The sequence below is a fragment of the Flavobacterium jejuense genome, from assembly GCF_006491595.2.
In the GTDB taxonomy this organism is placed as follows: domain Bacteria; phylum Bacteroidota; class Bacteroidia; order Flavobacteriales; family Flavobacteriaceae; genus Flavobacterium; species Flavobacterium jejuense.
The window spans coordinates 77,841-96,369 of sequence record NZ_VEVQ02000018.1 but is presented as its reverse complement, the minus strand read 5'-3'; the positions used below and the strand labels follow the sequence as shown (position 1 = coordinate 96,369).

13 protein-coding genes are annotated in these 18,529 nt (G+C 31.2%); all 13 read left to right on the top strand.

All coding sequences use genetic code 11. The features are described 5' to 3' along the window. Positions 1 to 144 precede the first annotated feature (144 nt). The 13 genes from FIA58_RS19410 (at position 145) to FIA58_RS19350 (ending at position 18,193) form a co-directional block, all read left to right on the top strand. Positions 145 to 651 (top strand): hypothetical protein, encoded by a 507-nt coding sequence (locus FIA58_RS19410; RefSeq protein WP_140964356.1) that lies wholly within the window; start codon positions 145 to 147, stop codon positions 649 to 651. 331 nt (positions 652 to 982) lie between these two features. Then, positions 983 to 1,720: a hypothetical protein gene (locus FIA58_RS19405; RefSeq protein ID WP_140964355.1), complete on the top strand. Its 738-nt coding sequence runs from the start codon at positions 983 to 985 to the stop codon at positions 1,718 to 1,720. A gap of 463 nt (positions 1,721 to 2,183) precedes the next feature. Beyond that, positions 2,184 to 5,216 (top strand): amidohydrolase family protein, encoded by a 3,033-nt coding sequence (locus tag FIA58_RS19400; protein ID WP_140964354.1) that lies wholly within the window; start codon positions 2,184 to 2,186, stop codon positions 5,214 to 5,216. Positions 5,217 to 5,234: 18 nt separating this feature from the next. Further along, a complete protein-coding gene (locus FIA58_RS19395; protein WP_140964353.1) occupies positions 5,235 to 6,530 on the top strand; it encodes an amidohydrolase family protein in 1,296 nt (431 codons plus the stop codon). A gap of 120 nt (positions 6,531 to 6,650) precedes the next feature. Beyond that, a complete protein-coding gene (locus tag FIA58_RS19390) occupies positions 6,651 to 7,442 on the top strand; it encodes a TrmH family RNA methyltransferase (protein WP_140964352.1) in 792 nt (263 codons plus the stop codon). Between the two features lie 183 nt (positions 7,443 to 7,625). Beyond that, entirely contained in the window at positions 7,626 to 9,845 is a 2,220-nt protein-coding gene (locus FIA58_RS19385) for a RelA/SpoT family protein (protein ID WP_140964351.1), read from the top strand. A gap of 137 nt (positions 9,846 to 9,982) precedes the next feature. Further along, entirely contained in the window at positions 9,983 to 10,435 is a 453-nt protein-coding gene (locus tag FIA58_RS19380) for a Fur family transcriptional regulator (RefSeq protein WP_140964350.1), read from the top strand. 44 nt (positions 10,436 to 10,479) lie between these two features. Next, entirely contained in the window at positions 10,480 to 11,751 is a 1,272-nt protein-coding gene (locus FIA58_RS19375) for an adenylosuccinate synthase (protein ID WP_140964349.1), read from the top strand. 103 nt (positions 11,752 to 11,854) lie between these two features. After that, positions 11,855 to 13,564: an OstA-like protein gene (locus FIA58_RS19370; protein WP_140964348.1), complete on the top strand. Its 1,710-nt coding sequence runs from the start codon at positions 11,855 to 11,857 to the stop codon at positions 13,562 to 13,564. 67 nt (positions 13,565 to 13,631) lie between these two features. After that, positions 13,632 to 14,822 carry an aspartate aminotransferase family protein gene (locus FIA58_RS19365; RefSeq protein ID WP_140964347.1) on the top strand — a complete coding sequence of 397 codons (1,191 nt, stop codon included), beginning with the start codon at positions 13,632 to 13,634 and terminating at the stop codon, positions 14,820 to 14,822. A gap of 169 nt (positions 14,823 to 14,991) precedes the next feature. Then, positions 14,992 to 16,386 carry a tetratricopeptide repeat protein gene (locus FIA58_RS19360; RefSeq protein WP_140964346.1) on the top strand — a complete coding sequence of 465 codons (1,395 nt, stop codon included), beginning with the start codon at positions 14,992 to 14,994 and terminating at the stop codon, positions 16,384 to 16,386. 70 nt (positions 16,387 to 16,456) lie between these two features. Next, positions 16,457 to 17,425, top strand: a complete 969-nt coding sequence (locus tag FIA58_RS19355) for a DUF368 domain-containing protein (protein ID WP_140964345.1) — start codon at positions 16,457 to 16,459, stop codon at positions 17,423 to 17,425. 6 nt (positions 17,426 to 17,431) lie between these two features. Continuing rightward, positions 17,432 to 18,193: a shikimate dehydrogenase family protein gene (locus tag FIA58_RS19350; RefSeq protein ID WP_140964344.1), complete on the top strand. Its 762-nt coding sequence runs from the start codon at positions 17,432 to 17,434 to the stop codon at positions 18,191 to 18,193. Positions 18,194 to 18,529: the final 336 nt, after the last annotated feature.

The window sequence follows — 18,529 nt, the reverse complement described above, 5'->3', positions numbered from 1 at the left end:
AATGCATTGCTAGTGCTGGCTTACTTACGAAAATCCTCGCGGATTTTCTATTCGGTTTTTATTTGCTAAATTAGTTGCTTAACCACGCAACGCACCATATACAAACACGTTACCAGTAATTTTTAATCACGTTACTAATTTAGAATGGATTTAATAAGAAAAATTATTTCATTAAAAGAAAACGAAGCGAAAAATGCTTGGCAACGTCTCGAGAAATGGTTAACAGAGTGTAGCAAAACTTCACTGAAATCAATTACATATAAAAATCAGATTTTTTTTGTTACGCTTGTAAATTCATCCGAGTTTAATGATATAATTTTGGAGAACTCAACAGAATGGTATTTTATACATTCCGAAGATGAAAATTTTAAATCTCTTTGCCAAATAATTGATTATAATGGTAATTTAGTTGACGAAAAACGATATCCGAAAATTTCAGCGAGTATTTGGATTCTTAAATCAAATTTAGACAACTTTAAAATTTCAAATCCAACACTAATTTATTCACCACATAATTTTGAAAATTACAACCAAAAAATTGATGTAGATTTTTTAGAATTACTGAAAAAACTTGACAATGAAAAAATGAAATTGATTGAAATTACTGGAAATAACAAAATATCGCAAAATTATACACAACGAATAAGATAAAACTACTGGTAACACCCGTAGCTGTTGCACAACCCCTCCAAAAAGCTAAATACCCATCTGGTGCTCGTTTGCAACGAGTACCCACTTACTCCTTAATCCTAGTAAAGCGTTTGCAACGCGGCTAAAAAAGAAAATCCAAAAAACACTTTGCACTATTCCTCTTAAATAGAAAATATTTTCTTTTTTCAAAAAAATATCAAAAACAACCCCACTATCCACATCTTAAAAGTTAAAATACTCATAATAACCACATAAAAGCACACTATCACAACATAAAATGGAATGATATTTGTTTTGGTTCAAATTAATAATAAATTAAAACATTTGAATCATGAAAACAACAAAAAAAAAATCCGTTAGCGAAACTGGGCACAATAAAAATGTAGCCAACTTCAGCACAGTGTATCAAATCTTAGAAGAAATGGATACACTTTACAATCCTAGCAATCCAAATATAACTTTGGTAAACCTAGTCCCTCTTAAAACCCAGCTTCAATTAGTCATTAAAGAATTAAACAACAAAAAACCTATCTATAAAAATGCTGTAGCGGGTAGAGAAGAAAAAATAAAAGGACTAAATAGATTAACCACAAGAACACTAAACTTTGCTAAGTCTATTAGCATTTCAGAAACAGATAAAGAGAATTTACAAAGCCAAGCAAAAAAAATTCGTGGAGATTCAAAACCAAAAAAAATAAATCCAGATACAGCCGAAAAAGAAAGTATTTCTACAGCCCAACTCTCTTATGACAGTCGAATTGCAAACCTAGAAACCTATATAGAGCAACTTGCCTCTCATGAATTATATAACCCAAATGAAGAAATACTGCAAATTGAAAGCTTAAAAAATTATCACGAAGAATTAAGCACGTTAAGTTCAAAAGTGAATAAAGCAGGTAATGCGCTTCTTACAGCAAGAGAAAACCGCAATGCACTTTTATATAACGATGAAACCAATGTCATTCAGTTAATGAAAGACATAAAATCCTATTTAAAAGCACTCGGCGACTCAGGAAAACCATATTACAAAGCAATTGTAAAATTAAGATTCACAGACTTCAAAAAATAAAAAAAGTAAGAAACTACAAAGCCTAAAAACTTTGTAGTTTTTTTTCAAACATCCCCCAAAGAACCACAAAAAACAATGACAATTATCCGAAAACCGATGCCCTAATTTCAAAAAAACACCCGAGAAAGTCAAAAACCTATACCAAACTTTCAAAAACCCTTCCGGAATATTCAAAAACGAATGCGGAACTTTCGAAATGATATGCGGAATATTCAAAAATGAATGCCAAACTTTCGAAAACCCATCCGAAATATTCAAAAACGAATGCGGAACTTTTTAAATGATGCTCAACCCAACAGTTATTTTAATTTTAAATACAGCAATAAATAACAAATATGAGAAGGTTTAACGCATTTAATCGCACAAACGTTAAAAAAATCTAAAATTCAAAAGGCTTCATTAGGGTAAAGCGTTATTCTTCCTATATTTAGGGCTTTAACGAACCTAATCAAAAAACATTCCTATGAGAATTTGTACGCTCTTGGCTGTTTTATTTCTCTCTTTTTTCGGAAATGCACAAGACTATTTCCCTAAAAATGACGGTGTAAAACAATCTTTTAAAAATCATGTTGCCATTACTAATGCAACCATCTATGTGTCGGCTACACAAAAACTAGAAAAAGCCACACTTCTATTCAAAGACAGTAAAGTCATAGAAGTAGGAACTGCAGTTACAGTTCCAAAAAACGCAACGCTCATTGATGCAACTGGTAAAACCATTTATCCTTCTTTCATCGATTTGTTTACCGAATTTGGTATAGATAAACCACAACCCACTCCTAGAAGAGGTTTTGCAACACAATATGATTCGTCAAGAGAAGGTTATTATTGGAACGATCACATCAAACCAGAATACAATGCGTATGAAAATCTAAAATACGATGACAAAGTAGCAGGTTCGCTTAGAGAAATTGGTTTCGGTACTGTCGTAAGTCATTCTAATGATGGTGTTATCGCAGGAACAGGTTTACTATGGACATTAAACGACTCTGATAACAATGCCAAACGTATTTTAAATACAAAAGTATCCCAACTTTTCACTTTTAACAGAAGCAAATTAAGCAACCAAAGTTACCCTTCTTCATTAATGGGAAGCATGGCTTTAATTCGTCAGGTCTATCATGATGCAAAATGGTATGCAACTGGAAGTTCGAAAACAAAAGATTTATCCTTAGAAAACTTCAATGCTAATAAAAATTTAATCCAAATCTTCGATGCAGGTGATATCTTAAACAAATTAAGAGCAAGCAAAATCGGAAAAGAATTTGGTGTCAATTATATCATTAAAGGTAGTGGAGACGAATTTGAAAAAATTGAAGAAATTAAAAAAACAGGAGCTACTTATATTATTCCTTTAGATTTTCCAGACGCATACGACGTTTCTGATCCCTATTTAGCACAACAAGTGAGCTTAAGTGATATGAAGTTTTGGAATCAAGCACCATTTAACTTAAAAATTTTAGCCGAAAACAAAGTAAATTTTGTCTTAACAGCTAGTGATAATAAAAAACCAAAAGACTTCTTAGACAATTTAAGAAAAGCCGTTTTATATGGTTTACCCAAAGAAACTGCATTAGCAGCTTTAACGGAAACTCCTGCAAAAATATTAAATCAATCTAACCTAATTGGATCTTTAAATAAAGGGGCGTTGGCCAATTTCTTAATCGTTTCAGGTGATATTTTTGATGATAAAAGTACTATTCATGAAAACTGGGTACAAGGCAACAGAAATATCTTAGATAAAATGAATATCGAAGACATTCGTGGTGAGTACAATTTAGTATTCAACAACACTACTTTCGATTTAACCATTTCTGGTGAATTAGATAAATTAGAAGCAAAAACGGTTAAAGACAGTATCAATTATGGTACAAAATTAACCTATAAAGAGCCTTGGGTAACTTTAGTAATCAAAACAAAAGATTCCGTAAACAATTCTTTTTACAGATTAACTGGAATTAAAAACAAAACCACTTTAGAAGGAAAAGCGGTTTTAGAAAATGGAACAGAAACGTCTTGGACAGCCACTAAAAAAGAAGCTACGGATAAAAAAGACGACAAAAAAGAAGAAAAGAAAGACGATAAAAAAGAGGAGCCAAAAGTTCCAGAAATGATGCCTATCACGTATCCAAACATTGCATACGGAAATCCTACAAAACCACAACAAGAAACCATTCTGTTCAAAAATGCAACGGTTTGGACAGGAGAAAAAGAAGGTAACCTAACAGAAACAGATGTCTTAATTCAAAATGGAAAAATAGCGCAAATAGGTAAAAATATTTCGGTTACCAATGCCAAAATAGTAGATGCAACAGGTAAACACCTAACAGCAGGAATTATAGATGAGCATTCGCATATTGCTATTTCTAGAGGTGTGAATGAGGGTGGCCAAAATTCCTCTGCAGAAGTAACTATTGAAGATGTAGTAAACTCAGACGATATCAACATCTACAGAAATCTATCAGGTGGAGTTACGTCATCTAATTTATTACATGGTTCAGCAAATCCTATCGGCGGTCGTGCGGCTTTCATCAAATTAAAATGGGGTTATACTCCAGAAGAAATGATTGTAAAAGATGCACCGAAATATATCAAATTCGCTTTAGGTGAAAACGTAAAACAATCCAACTGGGGAAGTGGCCGTTTTCCACAAACTAGAATGGGTGTCGAACAAGTATACGAAGATTATTTCACTCGTGCTTTAGAATACAAAAAAGAATGGGCTGCTTATAATGCTAGTAAAGATAAAAAGAAAGTTGCCCCACGTTTTGATATCGAAATGGAAGTTTTAGGTCAAATTTTAGATAAAAAACGTTTCATTACTTGTCACTCTTATGTACAATCGGAAATAAACATGTTAATGAAAGTAGCCGAACGCTATAATTTCAAAATACAAACGTTCACACACATCTTAGAAGGCTACAAAGTAGCAGATAAAATGGCTGAACATGGTGTAGGTGGATCAACATTTGCCGATTGGTGGGGTTATAAATACGAAGTTAAAGATGCAATACCTTATAATGCAGCTCTAATGAATGGTCAAGGTGTAGTAGTTTCCATCAATTCTGATGATGCTGAAATGTCAAGACGTTTGAACCAAGAAGCAGCAAAAGCAGTAAAGTATGGTAATGTTTCAGAAGAAGAAGCATGGAAATTCGTAACCTTAAATCCAGCCAAATTATTACAAGTAGATGATAAAGTAGGTAGTATTAAAGTAGGTAAAGATGCCGATGTGGTGCTTTGGACAGCCAATCCATTATCTATTTATGCAAGAGCTGAAAAAACAATAGTTGATGGTATCATTTTTTATGATTTAGAAAAAGAAGCCGCTAGTTTAGCTACTATTCAAAAACAACGCAGTGTATTAACTAATAGCTTATTAGAAGCAAAAAATAAAGGGTTAAAAACACAAGCTCCTAAGAAAAAAGATGTAGGCCATTATCATTGTGATACTTTGGGTGAAAATTGTGTCGTTTCTCACGCAAAATATCAATAATTTTAAATTCAGTAAAAAATGAAAAAATATATAATCATAGGATTACTAAGCTGTTTCACATACGGGCAACAAACGCCTGCACCCAAGCAAACTAAAAGCATATTAATTACAGGAGGAAAAGCACATTTAGGTAATGGCAAGGTAATTGAAAACAGTATCATATCAGTCAAAGAAGGTAAAATTGCAATGATACAAGATGGTACCAATTTTAAACCTGAAAAACATGATATTTATATCGATGCTTCCAAAAAACACATTTATCCAGGATTTATTGGTGCCAATGCTACTCTAGGTTTAGTAGAAGTTGACGCAGTAAAAGCGTCAGATGATGAAAGCGAAATGGGACAAATGAATCCTCATATAAGAAGTATCATTGCTTATAACACCGAATCTGGTTTAGTTGAAGCCGCAAGACCTAATGGAGTTTTATTGGCTCAAATTGCTCCTAGAGGAGGACGTTTTTCAGGAACTTCCTCTGTAGTACAATTAGATGCATGGAACTGGGAAGACGCAGTAGTAAAAGAAAATGATGGCATTCATTTAAATTGGCCAAGTAGTTATTCACGCTCAGGATGGTGGGCAGAACCAGGAGGAATTGAACCGAATAAAAATTACGAAAAACAAATCACTGAAATCCAAGATTTCTATAATGACGCAAAAGCGTACCTAAATTCAAATCCTACTTTAAGAGATATTCCTTACGAAGCGATGAAAGGATTAGACACAGGAGACAAAAGACTTTATATTCATGTAGATGGAGAAAAGGAAATTGTAGATGCCATTTTATTTAAAAAGAAAAACAACATCAGCAAAATGACGATTGTTGGAGGATATTATGCTTTTAAAAACATTCCTTTACTAAAAGAAAATAATGTTTCTGTTTTATTAAGACGCGTACACGATTTACCTTTATTAGAAGATGAAGATGTAAATTTACCCTATAAAAATGCCAAATTATTAGACGATGGTGGTATTTTAATAGGTCTCCAAAATGCAGGTGACATGGAACGCATGCAAATTAGAAATTTGCCTTTCTATGCAGGAACTTGTGCTGCATGGGGAATAGATAAAGAAAGAGCCCTACAGTTAATTACCTTTAACACAGCTAAAATATTAGGTATTGACGCTAATTATGGAACTTTAGAAACAGGAAAAAGCGCAACCTTATTCATTTCTGAAGGTGATGCATTAGACATGAGAACAAACAAAGTAACAGTCGCTTTAATTAATGGCCGTTCTATAAGTTTAGAAAGTCATCAAACAGAATTGTACGATAGATACAAAGAAAAGTTTGAAGCACAAGCGAAAGAATAAAATACTTTTATAACACATAAAAATCCCACAATATATTCTATTGTGGGATTTTTACTTTTTAAAAAAACACCTAAATACTGAATATCTTTTGTAATTTTACAACCAAATAATTTCTTTTCGATGAAACAAATCACTTCGGTACAAAATCCTTTTATCAAATCGTTAGTTCAGTTACAAGAAAAATCCAAAACGAGAAAACAAACAGGTACTTTTCTAATTGAAGGAAAAAGAGAAATCGAATTAGCTAGTAAAGGAGGTTATGTGCTTGAAACTATTTTATTTTTATCGGATTTGGTTTCTGAAAAAGAACTCAATCAATTTGTTACTTCAAATGAAACAGAGAAAATAGAAATTTCAAAAGAGGTCTATCAAAAATTAGCGTATAGAGATACTACAGAAGGTATTTTGGCTATAGCCAAAACCAAATCGTTACAATTATCAAATTTACAGCTATCTAAAAATCCTTTAATTTTAGTAGCAGAATCACCTGAAAAACCAGGAAATATAGGTGCTTTATTAAGAACTGCTGATGCAGCCAATATTGATGCAGTAATTATTGCCAATCCCAAAAGTGATTTATACAATCCTAATATTGTACGTTCTAGTGTTGGTTGTTTGTTTACTAGACAAATTGCCACTGCCACTTCAGAAGAAGTAATCGCTTTTTTAAAAGCAAACAACATTGCTATTTTTAGTGCTACTTTACAAGATTCCACAACCTATCATTCGCAAAATTACACTACTCCTACTGCTTTAGTTGTAGGAACAGAAGCAACTGGTTTATCCGAAATTTGGAGAACAGAAAGCACTAAAAACATTATCATTCCTATGCAAGGAGAAATAGACTCTATGAATGTTTCTGTTGCTGCAGCTATTCTATTGTTTGAAGCCAAACGACAAAGAGGATTTTAAAATACAATATCAACTTCAATATCAAAAATCAAGTCTCTCAAAAAACCTGCCTATTTTTTTTACTTTGAACTTCAATATACTTTTTTCTAAATTCTAATTTCTAATTTCTGATTTCTGATTTCTAAATTCCCTATTGCACAATCCATAACTTTGTTATAACTTTAACTGTTATAAAGTTGCCCTATGACCGAAATTGATTTAGAAGCCGAAAACAAAGCTATTGCAAAAGAATACAAAGAATTATTGCGTATTAGCTATCAGACACTTACTACAGAAGATAAAAAACTCATTAGAAAAGCTTTTGATGTTGCTGTTGATGCACACAAAGACCAAAGAAGAAAATCGGGAGAAGCTTATATCTTCCATCCTATTGCTGTGGCTAAAATTGTCGCTTCAGAAATTGGTTTAGGTGCTACTTCTATTGCAGCTGCTTTAATGCATGATGTGGTTGAAGACACTGATATTACTGTGGATGATATCGCTAAAATGTTCAACCCTAATATCGCTAAAATTGTAGAAGGATTAACTAAAATTGCTAAAGTAAAAACAGATCAAGACGTTTCAATGCAAGCGGAAAACTTCCGTAAAATGCTTTTAACACTAAACGATGATGTTCGAGTAATCTTGATAAAAATTGCTGATAGATTGCATAACATGCAAACTATGGACAGTATGGCAGAATACAAGCAAGCAAAAATTGCTTCAGAAACCTTATACATTTATGCTCCTTTAGCTCATAGATTGGGCTTATACAATATAAAAACACAATTAGAAGATTTAGGTTTAAAATATACTGAACCTGATGTTTTTCAGGAAATTGTTAGTAAAATAAAAGAAACCAAACAAGAACAAGACGCATACATTAAAACTATATCTGATGTATTATGCAAATCTTTGAATGATGAAGGCATTGAGTACACCATAAAAGGACGTCCAAAATCGATTTATTCCATTAGAAGAAAAATGCGAATTCAGGGTGTCACTTTTGATGAAGTGTACGATAAATTTGCATTGCGCATTATCTATAAATCAAATCCTCATGACGAAAAGTTTTTAGCTTGGAAAATTTATTCAGTAGTTACTGATCATTATCGTCCAAGTCCAAGTCGTTTGCGTGATTGGATTTCTTCCCCAAAATCAACAGGATATGAAGCTCTTCACATCACTGTAATGGGACCAAAAGGAAGATGGGTCGAAATTCAAGTTCGTAGTGAACGAATGGATGAAATTGCTGAAAAAGGATATGCTGCTCACTATAAATACAAAGGTGTTGGTTCAGAAGAACATGGTTTAGAAATTTGGTTGAACCAATTAAAAGAAGCACTGGAAAGTCAGGCTGCAAATGCAGTAGATTTTGTTGAAGACTTTAAGTTAAATTTATATTCTAAAGAGATTTATGTATTTACACCAAAAGGAGATTTAAAATCGCTACCTAAAGGAGCTACTTCTCTTGATTTTGCTTATAGCATTCATACCGATATCGGTTCAAAAACAAGAGGTACAAAAGTGAATGGAAAACTGGTGCCTTTAAATTATGTGCTTAATAGTGGTGATCAAGTAGAGATTATAACCTCTCCCAACCAAAAACCAACAATTCAATGGTTAGATTATGTAACAACTTCAAGAGCTAAGAATAAGATTAAAAACTCTTTAAACGAAAACACTAAGAAAATTGCGGAAGACGGAAAAGAAATTTTAAATAGAAAATTACGTCATTTAAAAATCACCTTAAATGAAACTACCGTTAATGAATTGGTTAACTTTTTCAAACTGCAAACAAGTTTAGATTTGTTTTATAGAGTGGGAATTGGAGCTATTGAAAATCAAAAATTAAAAGATTTTGCTGCACAAAAAAGTAACACTTTAGTTAATTTCTTAAAAAAACCCTTCAATAGAACTGCTACAGTAAAGCCAGAGCAAATTGAACGAAATGAAATCAGTAAAAAATATGACATGCTGGTTTTTGGTTTAGAACAAGAAAAATTAGATTATAAATTATCTACTTGCTGCAATCCTATTCCTGGTGATGATGTTTTTGGCTTCATAACCATAAGTGAAGGAATAAAAGTACATAGAAAAGATTGTCCGAATGCTATTAGTTTACAATCTAACTATGCTTATAGAATTATTCCTGCAAAATGGATTGATTCTAGTCAAGAAGAATTTAGAGCCATGTTGAATATTACAGGAATGGATACTTTAGGTTTAACCAACGAGCTTACCAAAGTTATTTCTAATCAAATGCACGTTAATATAGAAAACATAGCATTAAATGGAAAAGCAGGGATTTTTAATGGAAAAATAACGGTTATTGTTCCTAATAATACTATTCTAAAAAGGCTAATAGACAATATCAAAAAGGTAGATGGAATTGATAAAGTAACACGAATTTATCAGAATTAGTTTTTTAATAATTAATAGTAATGTTTAAAGAATGCCTATAAATATCAACTTATTAAGACCTTTTGTTAAAAAAAACTTCTGACTTCTAACTTCTAACTTCTAACTTTACCTATCTTTGCATTTATTCAGTTAACCAAATGGAAAACAATAAAAATCAAGAAATTGTAAAAAACGTATTTACTAAATACCTTGAGGAAAAAGCACATCGTAAAACTCCTGAACGTTATGCTATTCTTCAAGAAATCTACAATTCAAAAGAACATTTTGATATAGAATCATTGTATATCAAAATGAAAAACAAAAATTACCGAGTAAGTAGAGCTACACTTTACAATACTATTGAATTACTTTTAGAATGTGGATTAGTGCGTCGTCATCAGTTTGGTCAAAATCAAGCTCATTATGAAAAATCGTATTTCGACAAGCAACACGATCACATTATAATGACTGACTCTGGTGAAGTTATTGAATTCTGTGATCCTAGAATTCAACAAATAAAACAAACAATGGAAGATATGTTTGGTATTGATATTCAAACACATTCTTTATACTTCTATGGAACAAAAAAAGAGAATAAAATTTCAGAATAAATAACTACAAAATAAAGATTAAACTACAAACAACTAACACTAAAATGACCGTAGATTTATTATTAGGACTTCAATGGGGTGACGAAGGTAAGGGGAAAATCGTCGATGTATTAACTTCAAAATATGACATAATTGCTCGTTTTCAAGGTGGTCCAAACGCAGGACACACATTAGAATTTGATGGAATTAAACATGTGCTTAGAACTATTCCTTCTGGAATTTTTCATAAAAACGCTATAAATATTATTGGAAATGGTGTTGTAATTGACCCTGTTGTTTTCCAAAAAGAATTAGAAGGTCTTGAAAAATTTAATATGGATATAAAATCTAAGTTATTTATTTCAAGAAAGGCACACCTTATTTTACCTACGCATCGCCTTTTAGATGCTGCATCTGAAGCATCAAAAGGAAAAGCAAAAATTGGTTCTACTTTAAAAGGTATCGGACCAACCTACATGGACAAAACAGGTAGAAATGGAATCCGTGTTGGTGATATTGAGTTAGAAGATTTCAAACTGCGTTATAGAGCATTAGCCGATAAACATGAGGCTATGATTGCATTTTATGATGTAGATTTACAATATGATTTAAAAGAAATGGAAGAAGAATTTTTTGAATCTATTGCAGGTTTAAAAAAATTAACTTTCATTGATAGTGAAGAATACTTAAACAAAGCCCTAAAAGAAGGCAAATCTATTTTAGCAGAAGGAGCTCAAGGTTCACTGCTTGATATCGATTTTGGAACTTATCCATTTGTAACCTCATCAACAACAACTGCTGCTGGTGCTTGTACTGGCTTAGGAATTGCTCCAAATAAAGTAAAAGAAGTATTTGGTATTTTTAAAGCTTATACCACACGTGTGGGTAGCGGTCCATTTCCAACAGAACTTTTCAATGAGGAAGGACAAACCATGGCTAAAGTAGGTAACGAATTCGGTGCTGTTACTGGACGTCCTAGAAGATGTGGATGGTTAGATCTTGTTGCCTTAAAATATGCTGTTCAAGTAAATGGAGTAACACAGCTATATATGATGAAAGGAGATGTTTTGTCTGGTTTTGAAACATTAGACATCTGTACAGGTTATAAATACAAAGGACAAGAAATTCAACATTTACCCTATAATATAGAACCAGAAAATGTGGAACCAATTTTTACAACAATGAAAGGTTGGAAAGCAGATTTAACTGGAATGACTTCTTACGAAGAATTACCTTCAGAATTAAAAAAATATATAGAATTCATTGAAAAAGAGGTTGAAGTTCCAATAAAAGTAATTTCTGTTGGACCTGATAGAAAACAAACCATAACCAAATAAAACAAAAACGCTTTCTTGTAGAAAGCGTTTTTTATTATAAAAATATCTTAATACGAATAGCTTCTTCTACTTTTTACTTATTTTTGACACAAAATAAATCCGATTGAAAAAAATTGCCTATTTAATACTTTGCATTTCCTTATTAGGACTTTTTGCAAATGCTCAAGATAAAAAACCAGAAAAATCTGGCAAAATTGCTGTTCAGGAATCTGATAAAATTATCATAGAACATTCAGATTTTATTGACATGAATCAATATGAAATACCTGGAGCAACCGTTTTTACAGGTAACGTTCGAGTAATTCACAAAGGCACAAAAATAAATTGCAATAAAGCTTACTACTTTACAGACGAAAATTATGTAAAAGCATTTGGGAATGTAAAAATTAATCAAGGAGATTCAATAACAATGAATAGTCGCTATGCAGAATATGACGGTAAAGACGAATTTGCATTTGCTACTGGTGATGTGAATTTAAAATCTCCTGAATCTACTCTAACTACAGACACTATTTTCTTTGACAAGAAAAAACAAATTGCTTTTTATAATAGCTATGGAACCATAGTAAATAAAGAAAATACTTTAAAAAGTCGTTCTGGTAGTTATTTTTTAAATTCCAAGAAATACCAATTTACTACAGCCGTAACAGTTACTAATCCAAAAACTATTATTAAAACCAATCATTTAGATTTTTATGAAAACTCAGGTCATGCTTATGTTTTTGGTCCTTCTACAATTACAAGTAACGACAATGTAATTTATACAGAAAACGGATTTTATGACACCAATAAGGATGTAGGTAAACTTCAAAAAAACAGTAAAATAACCTACAATAACAAAATTATTGAAGGAGATGATCTATATTATGACCAAAAAAAGAATTTTTCTAGAGGAATAAATAATGTAAAAATCACTGACACTGTTAACAACATGGTTGCAAAAGGACATTATGCTGAAATGTATCGCAATACTGCAACTAAAAAAGATTCTATTATTCTAACAAAGAGAGCCGTTGTGATTACTAAGGTAGAAAACGATTCTTTGTATATGCATGGAAAGAAAATTTTAGTAACTGGTCCTCCAGATGATAGAGTAATTAGAGCCTTCGACAATGTAAGATTTTTTAAAACAGATATGAGTGGAAAATGTGATTCTATTCATTCTAACAATAAAACAGGAATAACACAACTCATAGGTAATCCCGTTTTATGGAATAATGACAATCAAATGACTGGAGATTTAATGCATTTAATTGGCAATAATACAACTGAAAAATTAGATTCTCTTAAGGTTTTAAACAATGCTTTTATTATTCAAAAAGATACTTTGAGTGAAAATGGTTATAATCAAATTAAAGGTCAAAACTTATATGGTAAATTTAAAGACAATAAACTAAGTGAAGTGGACGTAGTTAAAAATACCGAGGCTATTTACTATATGTACAACGATAAAAATGAACTAGTTGGAATTGACAAAAAAGTATGTAGTAAACTAAATTTTATTTTTGAAGATAACCAAATAGCTTCTCAAACAGCTTACAATTCTGTTGAAGCTAACACTTATCCAGAAAGCGAATTCCCTGAAAACGCTAGAAAATTAAGAGGTTTTATTTGGAGAGGTGACGAACGAATCAAATCTAAAGACGATATTTTTACTGAAGAAGAGAATTTAATTCATGAAAAAATACTTCTTGAAAGTAAGAAAAAAGCTTTAGAAGAAGATGTTCCAATGGAAGTTTTAAAAGAAACATTAGAGTACGATAAAAACAATCCAAAACCTAAGGAGAAGGAAAAAATGAAAAAAAATGATTAGCAAACAGTTATTAGTTATTGCCGCTTTTCTTTAAATAAAAAACAAATTCCCTAAATCAACAATTAAAATGATTGAAGATTTTTTTAAATACCAAGCACAAACCTCACCACATCCTTTAGCTATGGAAATTTCTCATGCAAAAGGAAGTTATATTTATGATACCAATAAAAAAGCTTATTTAGACTTTGTCGCTGGTGTCTCAGCCAATACCTTAGGCCATCAAAACAAGCGTGTAAACGATGCCATAAAAGCACAACTAGACAAATACTCTCACGTAATGGTTTATGGAGAATATGCCCAACAACCTGCAACAGAATTTTGTAAGTTATTAGCCTCTCTCCTACCTGAACCATTAAATAAAACCTATTTAGTAAACTCAGGAACAGAAGCTATAGAAGGTGCTTTAAAGTTAGCACGAAGAGTAACAGGTAGAAGTCAATTAATATCATGTCACCATGCCTATCATGGTAATACAATGGGAAGTATGAGTGTTATGGGCTTTGAAGAACGTAAACAAATATTTCGCCCTTTAATTCCTGATGTAGATTTTATTACATTTAACAATGAAGCAGATTTAGAAAAAATAACCACTAAAACAGCAGGAATTTTATTAGAAACCATACAAGGTGGAGCAGGTTTTATTCAACCTGAAAATGATTTTTTATCAAAAGTAAGAAAACGCTGTAATGAAACAGGGACTGTTCTAATTTTAGATGAAATCCAACCTGGTTTTGGAAGAACAGGAAAATTATTTGGATTCCAAAATTATAACATGATTCCTGATGTGATTGTTATGGGAAAAGGAATGGCAAGCGGCATGCCTGTTGGTGCCTTCACCGCTTCAGCTGCAATGATGGATTTATTAAGTCATGATCCAAAATTAGGTCACATTACTACTTTTGGTGGTCATCCTGTAATTGCTGCTGCTGCTTTGGCTACTCTTCAAGAAATAACAGAAACCAATTTAATGGAAGAAACCTTAGAAAAAGAGCAATTATTTCGTAAATTACTCATTCATCCACTCATAAAGGAAATAAGAGGAAAAGGTTTAATGCTTGCTGCCATGACAGAAAGTCCTGAAATAACCAATCAAGTAATTCTTGAATGTCATAAAAGAGGTGTCATTTTATTCTGGCTATTGTTTGAAGGTAAAGCCATCCGTATCACTCCACCTTTAACTATTTCAAAAGAAGAAATTAAAAAAGGTTGTGGCATCATTCTTGAAGTACTAGATGAAGTACAAGAATTAAAAAAGTAAGGTCGTTTATTGATTTTTTATTTTAAAAACGTAAATACTATTGTTTTTTTTTGTAATTGCAATTGAAAATTGTTAATTAAATTGTTTAAAACAATTCGTATTAAAATTAGTTTATCCCATAAAAAGTCTTACTTTTAATATTAAGACAAAACCCATAAAATTGATTGCTATGAGATTGAGTCATGAAGAAGAAGAAAACAACTTATCCTTATCTAAGTTTGAATCAATGCTAAAAACCAACAAGGTCTTTTTCTTTGATTCTGAAGAGTTTGAAGATATTATTCTTCATTATATGGATACTGGTCGAATGAATTTAGCAAAAAAGGCATTAAAACTAGGACAAGAACAACATCCAAAGTCAACTGGTTTAAGACTAGTTCAAGTTGAAATGCTAATCTATGAAGATCGATTAGATATTGCTGAAAAGTTATTAACTGAATTATATGCGATAGAGCCCACAAACGAAGAAATATATATTCAACAAGCCAATATTTTTTCAAAGAGAGATCAGCATGAAAAAGCTATAGACTCCTTAAAAACCGCTTTACGATTTACTGATGATTTTGCGGATGTATATTCTATGATAGGAATGGAATACTTGTTTATGGATGAATTAGAAAAAGCAAAAGAATTTTTCATTAAGTGTTTAGAAGAAGACGCTGACGATTATTCTGCCTTATACAATATCATTTATTGTTTTGATTTTTTAGACCAAAATAGCGAAGCTATAGTTTATCTAGAAAAATTTATAGACAAAAAGCCATTTAGTGAAGTAGCTTGGCATCAATTGGGTAGACAATATTATGCTTTAAAAAATTATGAAAAATCGGTTTGGGCATTTGATTATGCAACAGTAATAGACGAATCATTCTTAGGTGCTTATCTTGAAAAAGCAAAAGGTCTTGAAAAATTAAAAAAATATCAGGATGCTATTGATTGTTATACTATAACTATGGAACTTGATGATCCAACTTCTTTTGCCTTATTAAGAGTTGGAAAATGTCATGAAAAATTAGGTAGAAAAGATTTAGCTTTAAAATTCTATCTTAAAACTGTACATGAAGATCCTCTTTTAGACAAAGCTTGGATTGCTATTACTGATTTTTATATACGTCAGAAAAACTTTCAAAAAGCCATTTATTACGCAAACAAAGCTATAGGAATTGATGCTGACAATAGTTTATATTGGAAAAGATATGCCGCTATCAATCATGGTTTACAATTTTATGAAGAAGCAGAATTAGGCTATAGAAAAGCTTTTGAATCAGGAGACATACATTTAGACACTTTTATTTTATGGTCACAAATGTTGCAACAACTTGGTGAATATGAAACAGCAATTGATATCTTATTACAAGCCTCTGAAATATTCCCAGACGAATTTGAAATAGAATATCGTTTAGCAGGATTGTATCATATCTCTAAAGAAACGAGAAAAGGAAATTTTCATTTGAACAATGGGCTACGTATTAATTTTAATAACCATACTATTATTCAGGAACAGTTCCCAAATATGTGGAAGAAAAAAACAGTTCAAAACATCATTGAAAAATACAGAAACTAACAAATAGTTTTTATAAATTTGTCATTCAGAGTTAAAAACACTTTACTCTGAATGACACTTATTTTATACTATGAGAAAACTTTTTCCTGATTATCTTTTAATCACTTTAAAAGGAATTGCAATGGGTGCTGCCGATGTAGTACCAGGAGTTTCTGGAGGTACAATTGCGTTTATATCTGGAATTTATCAAGAATTAATTGATAGTATTAATAAAGTTAACTTTTCTACACTAAAAGGTGTAAAGCAAAACGGATTGAAAGCCACTTGGGCCGCTATCAATGGAAATTTCTTATTAGCACTATTAACAGGAATCGCTATAAGTGTTTTGACTTTTTCAAAATTAATAACTCATCTTTTAGAAAACCAACCCATTCTCGTTTGGTCTTTCTTTTTCGGATTAGTAATAGCTAGTATCTTATTGATTTGGAAAGAAATAAGTAAATGGTCTGCTAAAGCTATACTTGCTTTACTAATTGGTATAGTCGTTTCCTACTACATCACTATTGCCAGACCTGTAGAGTCACCAGAAAGCTTTCCTTATCTATTTTTATCAGGATTTTTAGCTATAATTGCTATGATTTTACCAGGTGTTTCTGGAGCATTCATTTTATTATTAATGGGCTCCTACCAAACAGTAATTGGAACCATCAATCAATTTAGAGAAGGTCTTTCAAACATGGATTTTGAAATTATTGGTCAAGCTTTGTTAAAATTAATGACATTTGTTCTTGGAGCAATTATAGGGTTAAAATTGTTTTCCAAAATACTAACTTGGATGTTTTCTCATCATAAAAATATCACTTTAGCTTTACTAATTGGGTTCATGATTGGCTCATTAAATAAAATTTGGCCTTGGAAAGAAATCTTAGAAACCAGAGTTAATAGTCATGGTGAAACAATTCCGTTTATAGAGAAAAGTATTCTACCAAACTATTTTAATGGAAATCCTCAAATTTTAACAGCCATAATTATGTTAGTTTGCGGATTTATGTTAATTTTCGGTTTAGAAAAAATTGCCAATAAACTTGGTAAAAATTAATACTGCATGCCAAAAAAAAAGAAAAATAAAAAGCAGATTAAGTTTGGGCTAATTGGCAAAAACATTAGCTATTCGTTTTCAAGAAAATACTTTTCTGAAAAGTTTCAATTACTTCATTTTGATAACTGTGAGTATTTAAATTTTGATCTAAAGTCTATAAAAGATTTTCCAAAAACTTTAGCAGAAACAAAAGGTTTAAAAGGCTTAAATGTAACAATTCCTTATAAAGAAGAAATTATTCCTTATTTGGATAAATTATCAAAAACAGCTAAAATAATAGGAGCTGTAAACACCATCACAATTTCTAAAAAAAAGAAATTAAAAGGTCACAATACAGATTATTATGGTTTTAAAAAAGCATTAAAACCTTTACTTGAAGACCATCATAAAAAAGCACTTATTTTAGGAACTGGTGGTGCTAGTAAAGGCATTGCATTTGCTTTTAAAAAACTGAAAATTGAATATGATTTTGTCTCAAGAAATCCAAATGAATTCCAACTATCCTACGAAGAGTTAACTAAAGAAGTATTCGACGAATACCAAATAATTGTAAATACTACACCTGTAGGAACACATCCAAAAATAGATGAAGCTCCTGCTTTAGACTATTCTTTATTTACCAAAAATCATATTGCTTTTGATCTCGTTTATAACCCTGAAGAAACTACTTTTTTAAGAAAAGCTAAAGAACAAGGTGCAAAAACCAAAAACGGATATGAAATGCTTGTTTTTCAAGCAGAAAAAGCTTGGAGCATTTGGAATGGGTAATATTAGTAGTCAGTAAAAAATATAAATTGCACAGAATTTCAATCCAATAATTTGATAAAAATCTTAAAAAAAATTGTTTTCGCATTACTTATTTTTATAAGTTCTTGTATCGTAGCCTTTATTTTTGAAGGCACATATAGAAACTATATTTACAATTTATATATATTACTTTCTAATCAAAGAATTAGTTTTAGAATTCAAAAACTTAACCTTCATTTTGCAAGTAATTTATTTGTCTATTCTTTTGCTTTTTTTACTACTTTGTGCTTTTTTTTTATCCAAAAACTAAATTCAAAGCAAATAGTATCAAAATGTGCTACTAGTATTTTTATTTTT

What these genes read in the sequence shown, in the direction of transcription:
- FIA58_RS19380 (WP_140964350.1), top strand. Translation starts at nt 9,983, where the DNA reads ATGGAAAACAATAAAAATCAAGAAATTGTAAAAAACGTATTTACTAAA.
- FIA58_RS19410 (WP_140964356.1), top strand. Translation starts at nt 145, where the DNA reads ATGGATTTAATAAGAAAAATTATTTCATTAAAAGAAAACGAAGCGAAA.
- FIA58_RS19405 (WP_140964355.1), top strand. Translation starts at nt 983, where the DNA reads ATGAAAACAACAAAAAAAAAATCCGTTAGCGAAACTGGGCACAATAAA.
- FIA58_RS19385 (WP_140964351.1), top strand. Translation starts at nt 7,626, where the DNA reads ATGACCGAAATTGATTTAGAAGCCGAAAACAAAGCTATTGCAAAAGAA.
- FIA58_RS19375 (WP_140964349.1), top strand. Translation starts at nt 10,480, where the DNA reads ATGACCGTAGATTTATTATTAGGACTTCAATGGGGTGACGAAGGTAAG.
- FIA58_RS19350 (WP_140964344.1), top strand. Translation starts at nt 17,432, where the DNA reads ATGCCAAAAAAAAAGAAAAATAAAAAGCAGATTAAGTTTGGGCTAATT.
- FIA58_RS19365 (WP_140964347.1), top strand. Translation starts at nt 13,632, where the DNA reads ATGATTGAAGATTTTTTTAAATACCAAGCACAAACCTCACCACATCCT.
- FIA58_RS19355 (WP_140964345.1), top strand. Translation starts at nt 16,457, where the DNA reads ATGAGAAAACTTTTTCCTGATTATCTTTTAATCACTTTAAAAGGAATT.
- FIA58_RS19395 (WP_140964353.1), top strand. Translation starts at nt 5,235, where the DNA reads ATGAAAAAATATATAATCATAGGATTACTAAGCTGTTTCACATACGGG.
- FIA58_RS19390 (WP_140964352.1), top strand. Translation starts at nt 6,651, where the DNA reads ATGAAACAAATCACTTCGGTACAAAATCCTTTTATCAAATCGTTAGTT.
- FIA58_RS19400 (WP_140964354.1), top strand. Translation starts at nt 2,184, where the DNA reads ATGAGAATTTGTACGCTCTTGGCTGTTTTATTTCTCTCTTTTTTCGGA.
- FIA58_RS19360 (WP_140964346.1), top strand. Translation starts at nt 14,992, where the DNA reads ATGAGATTGAGTCATGAAGAAGAAGAAAACAACTTATCCTTATCTAAG.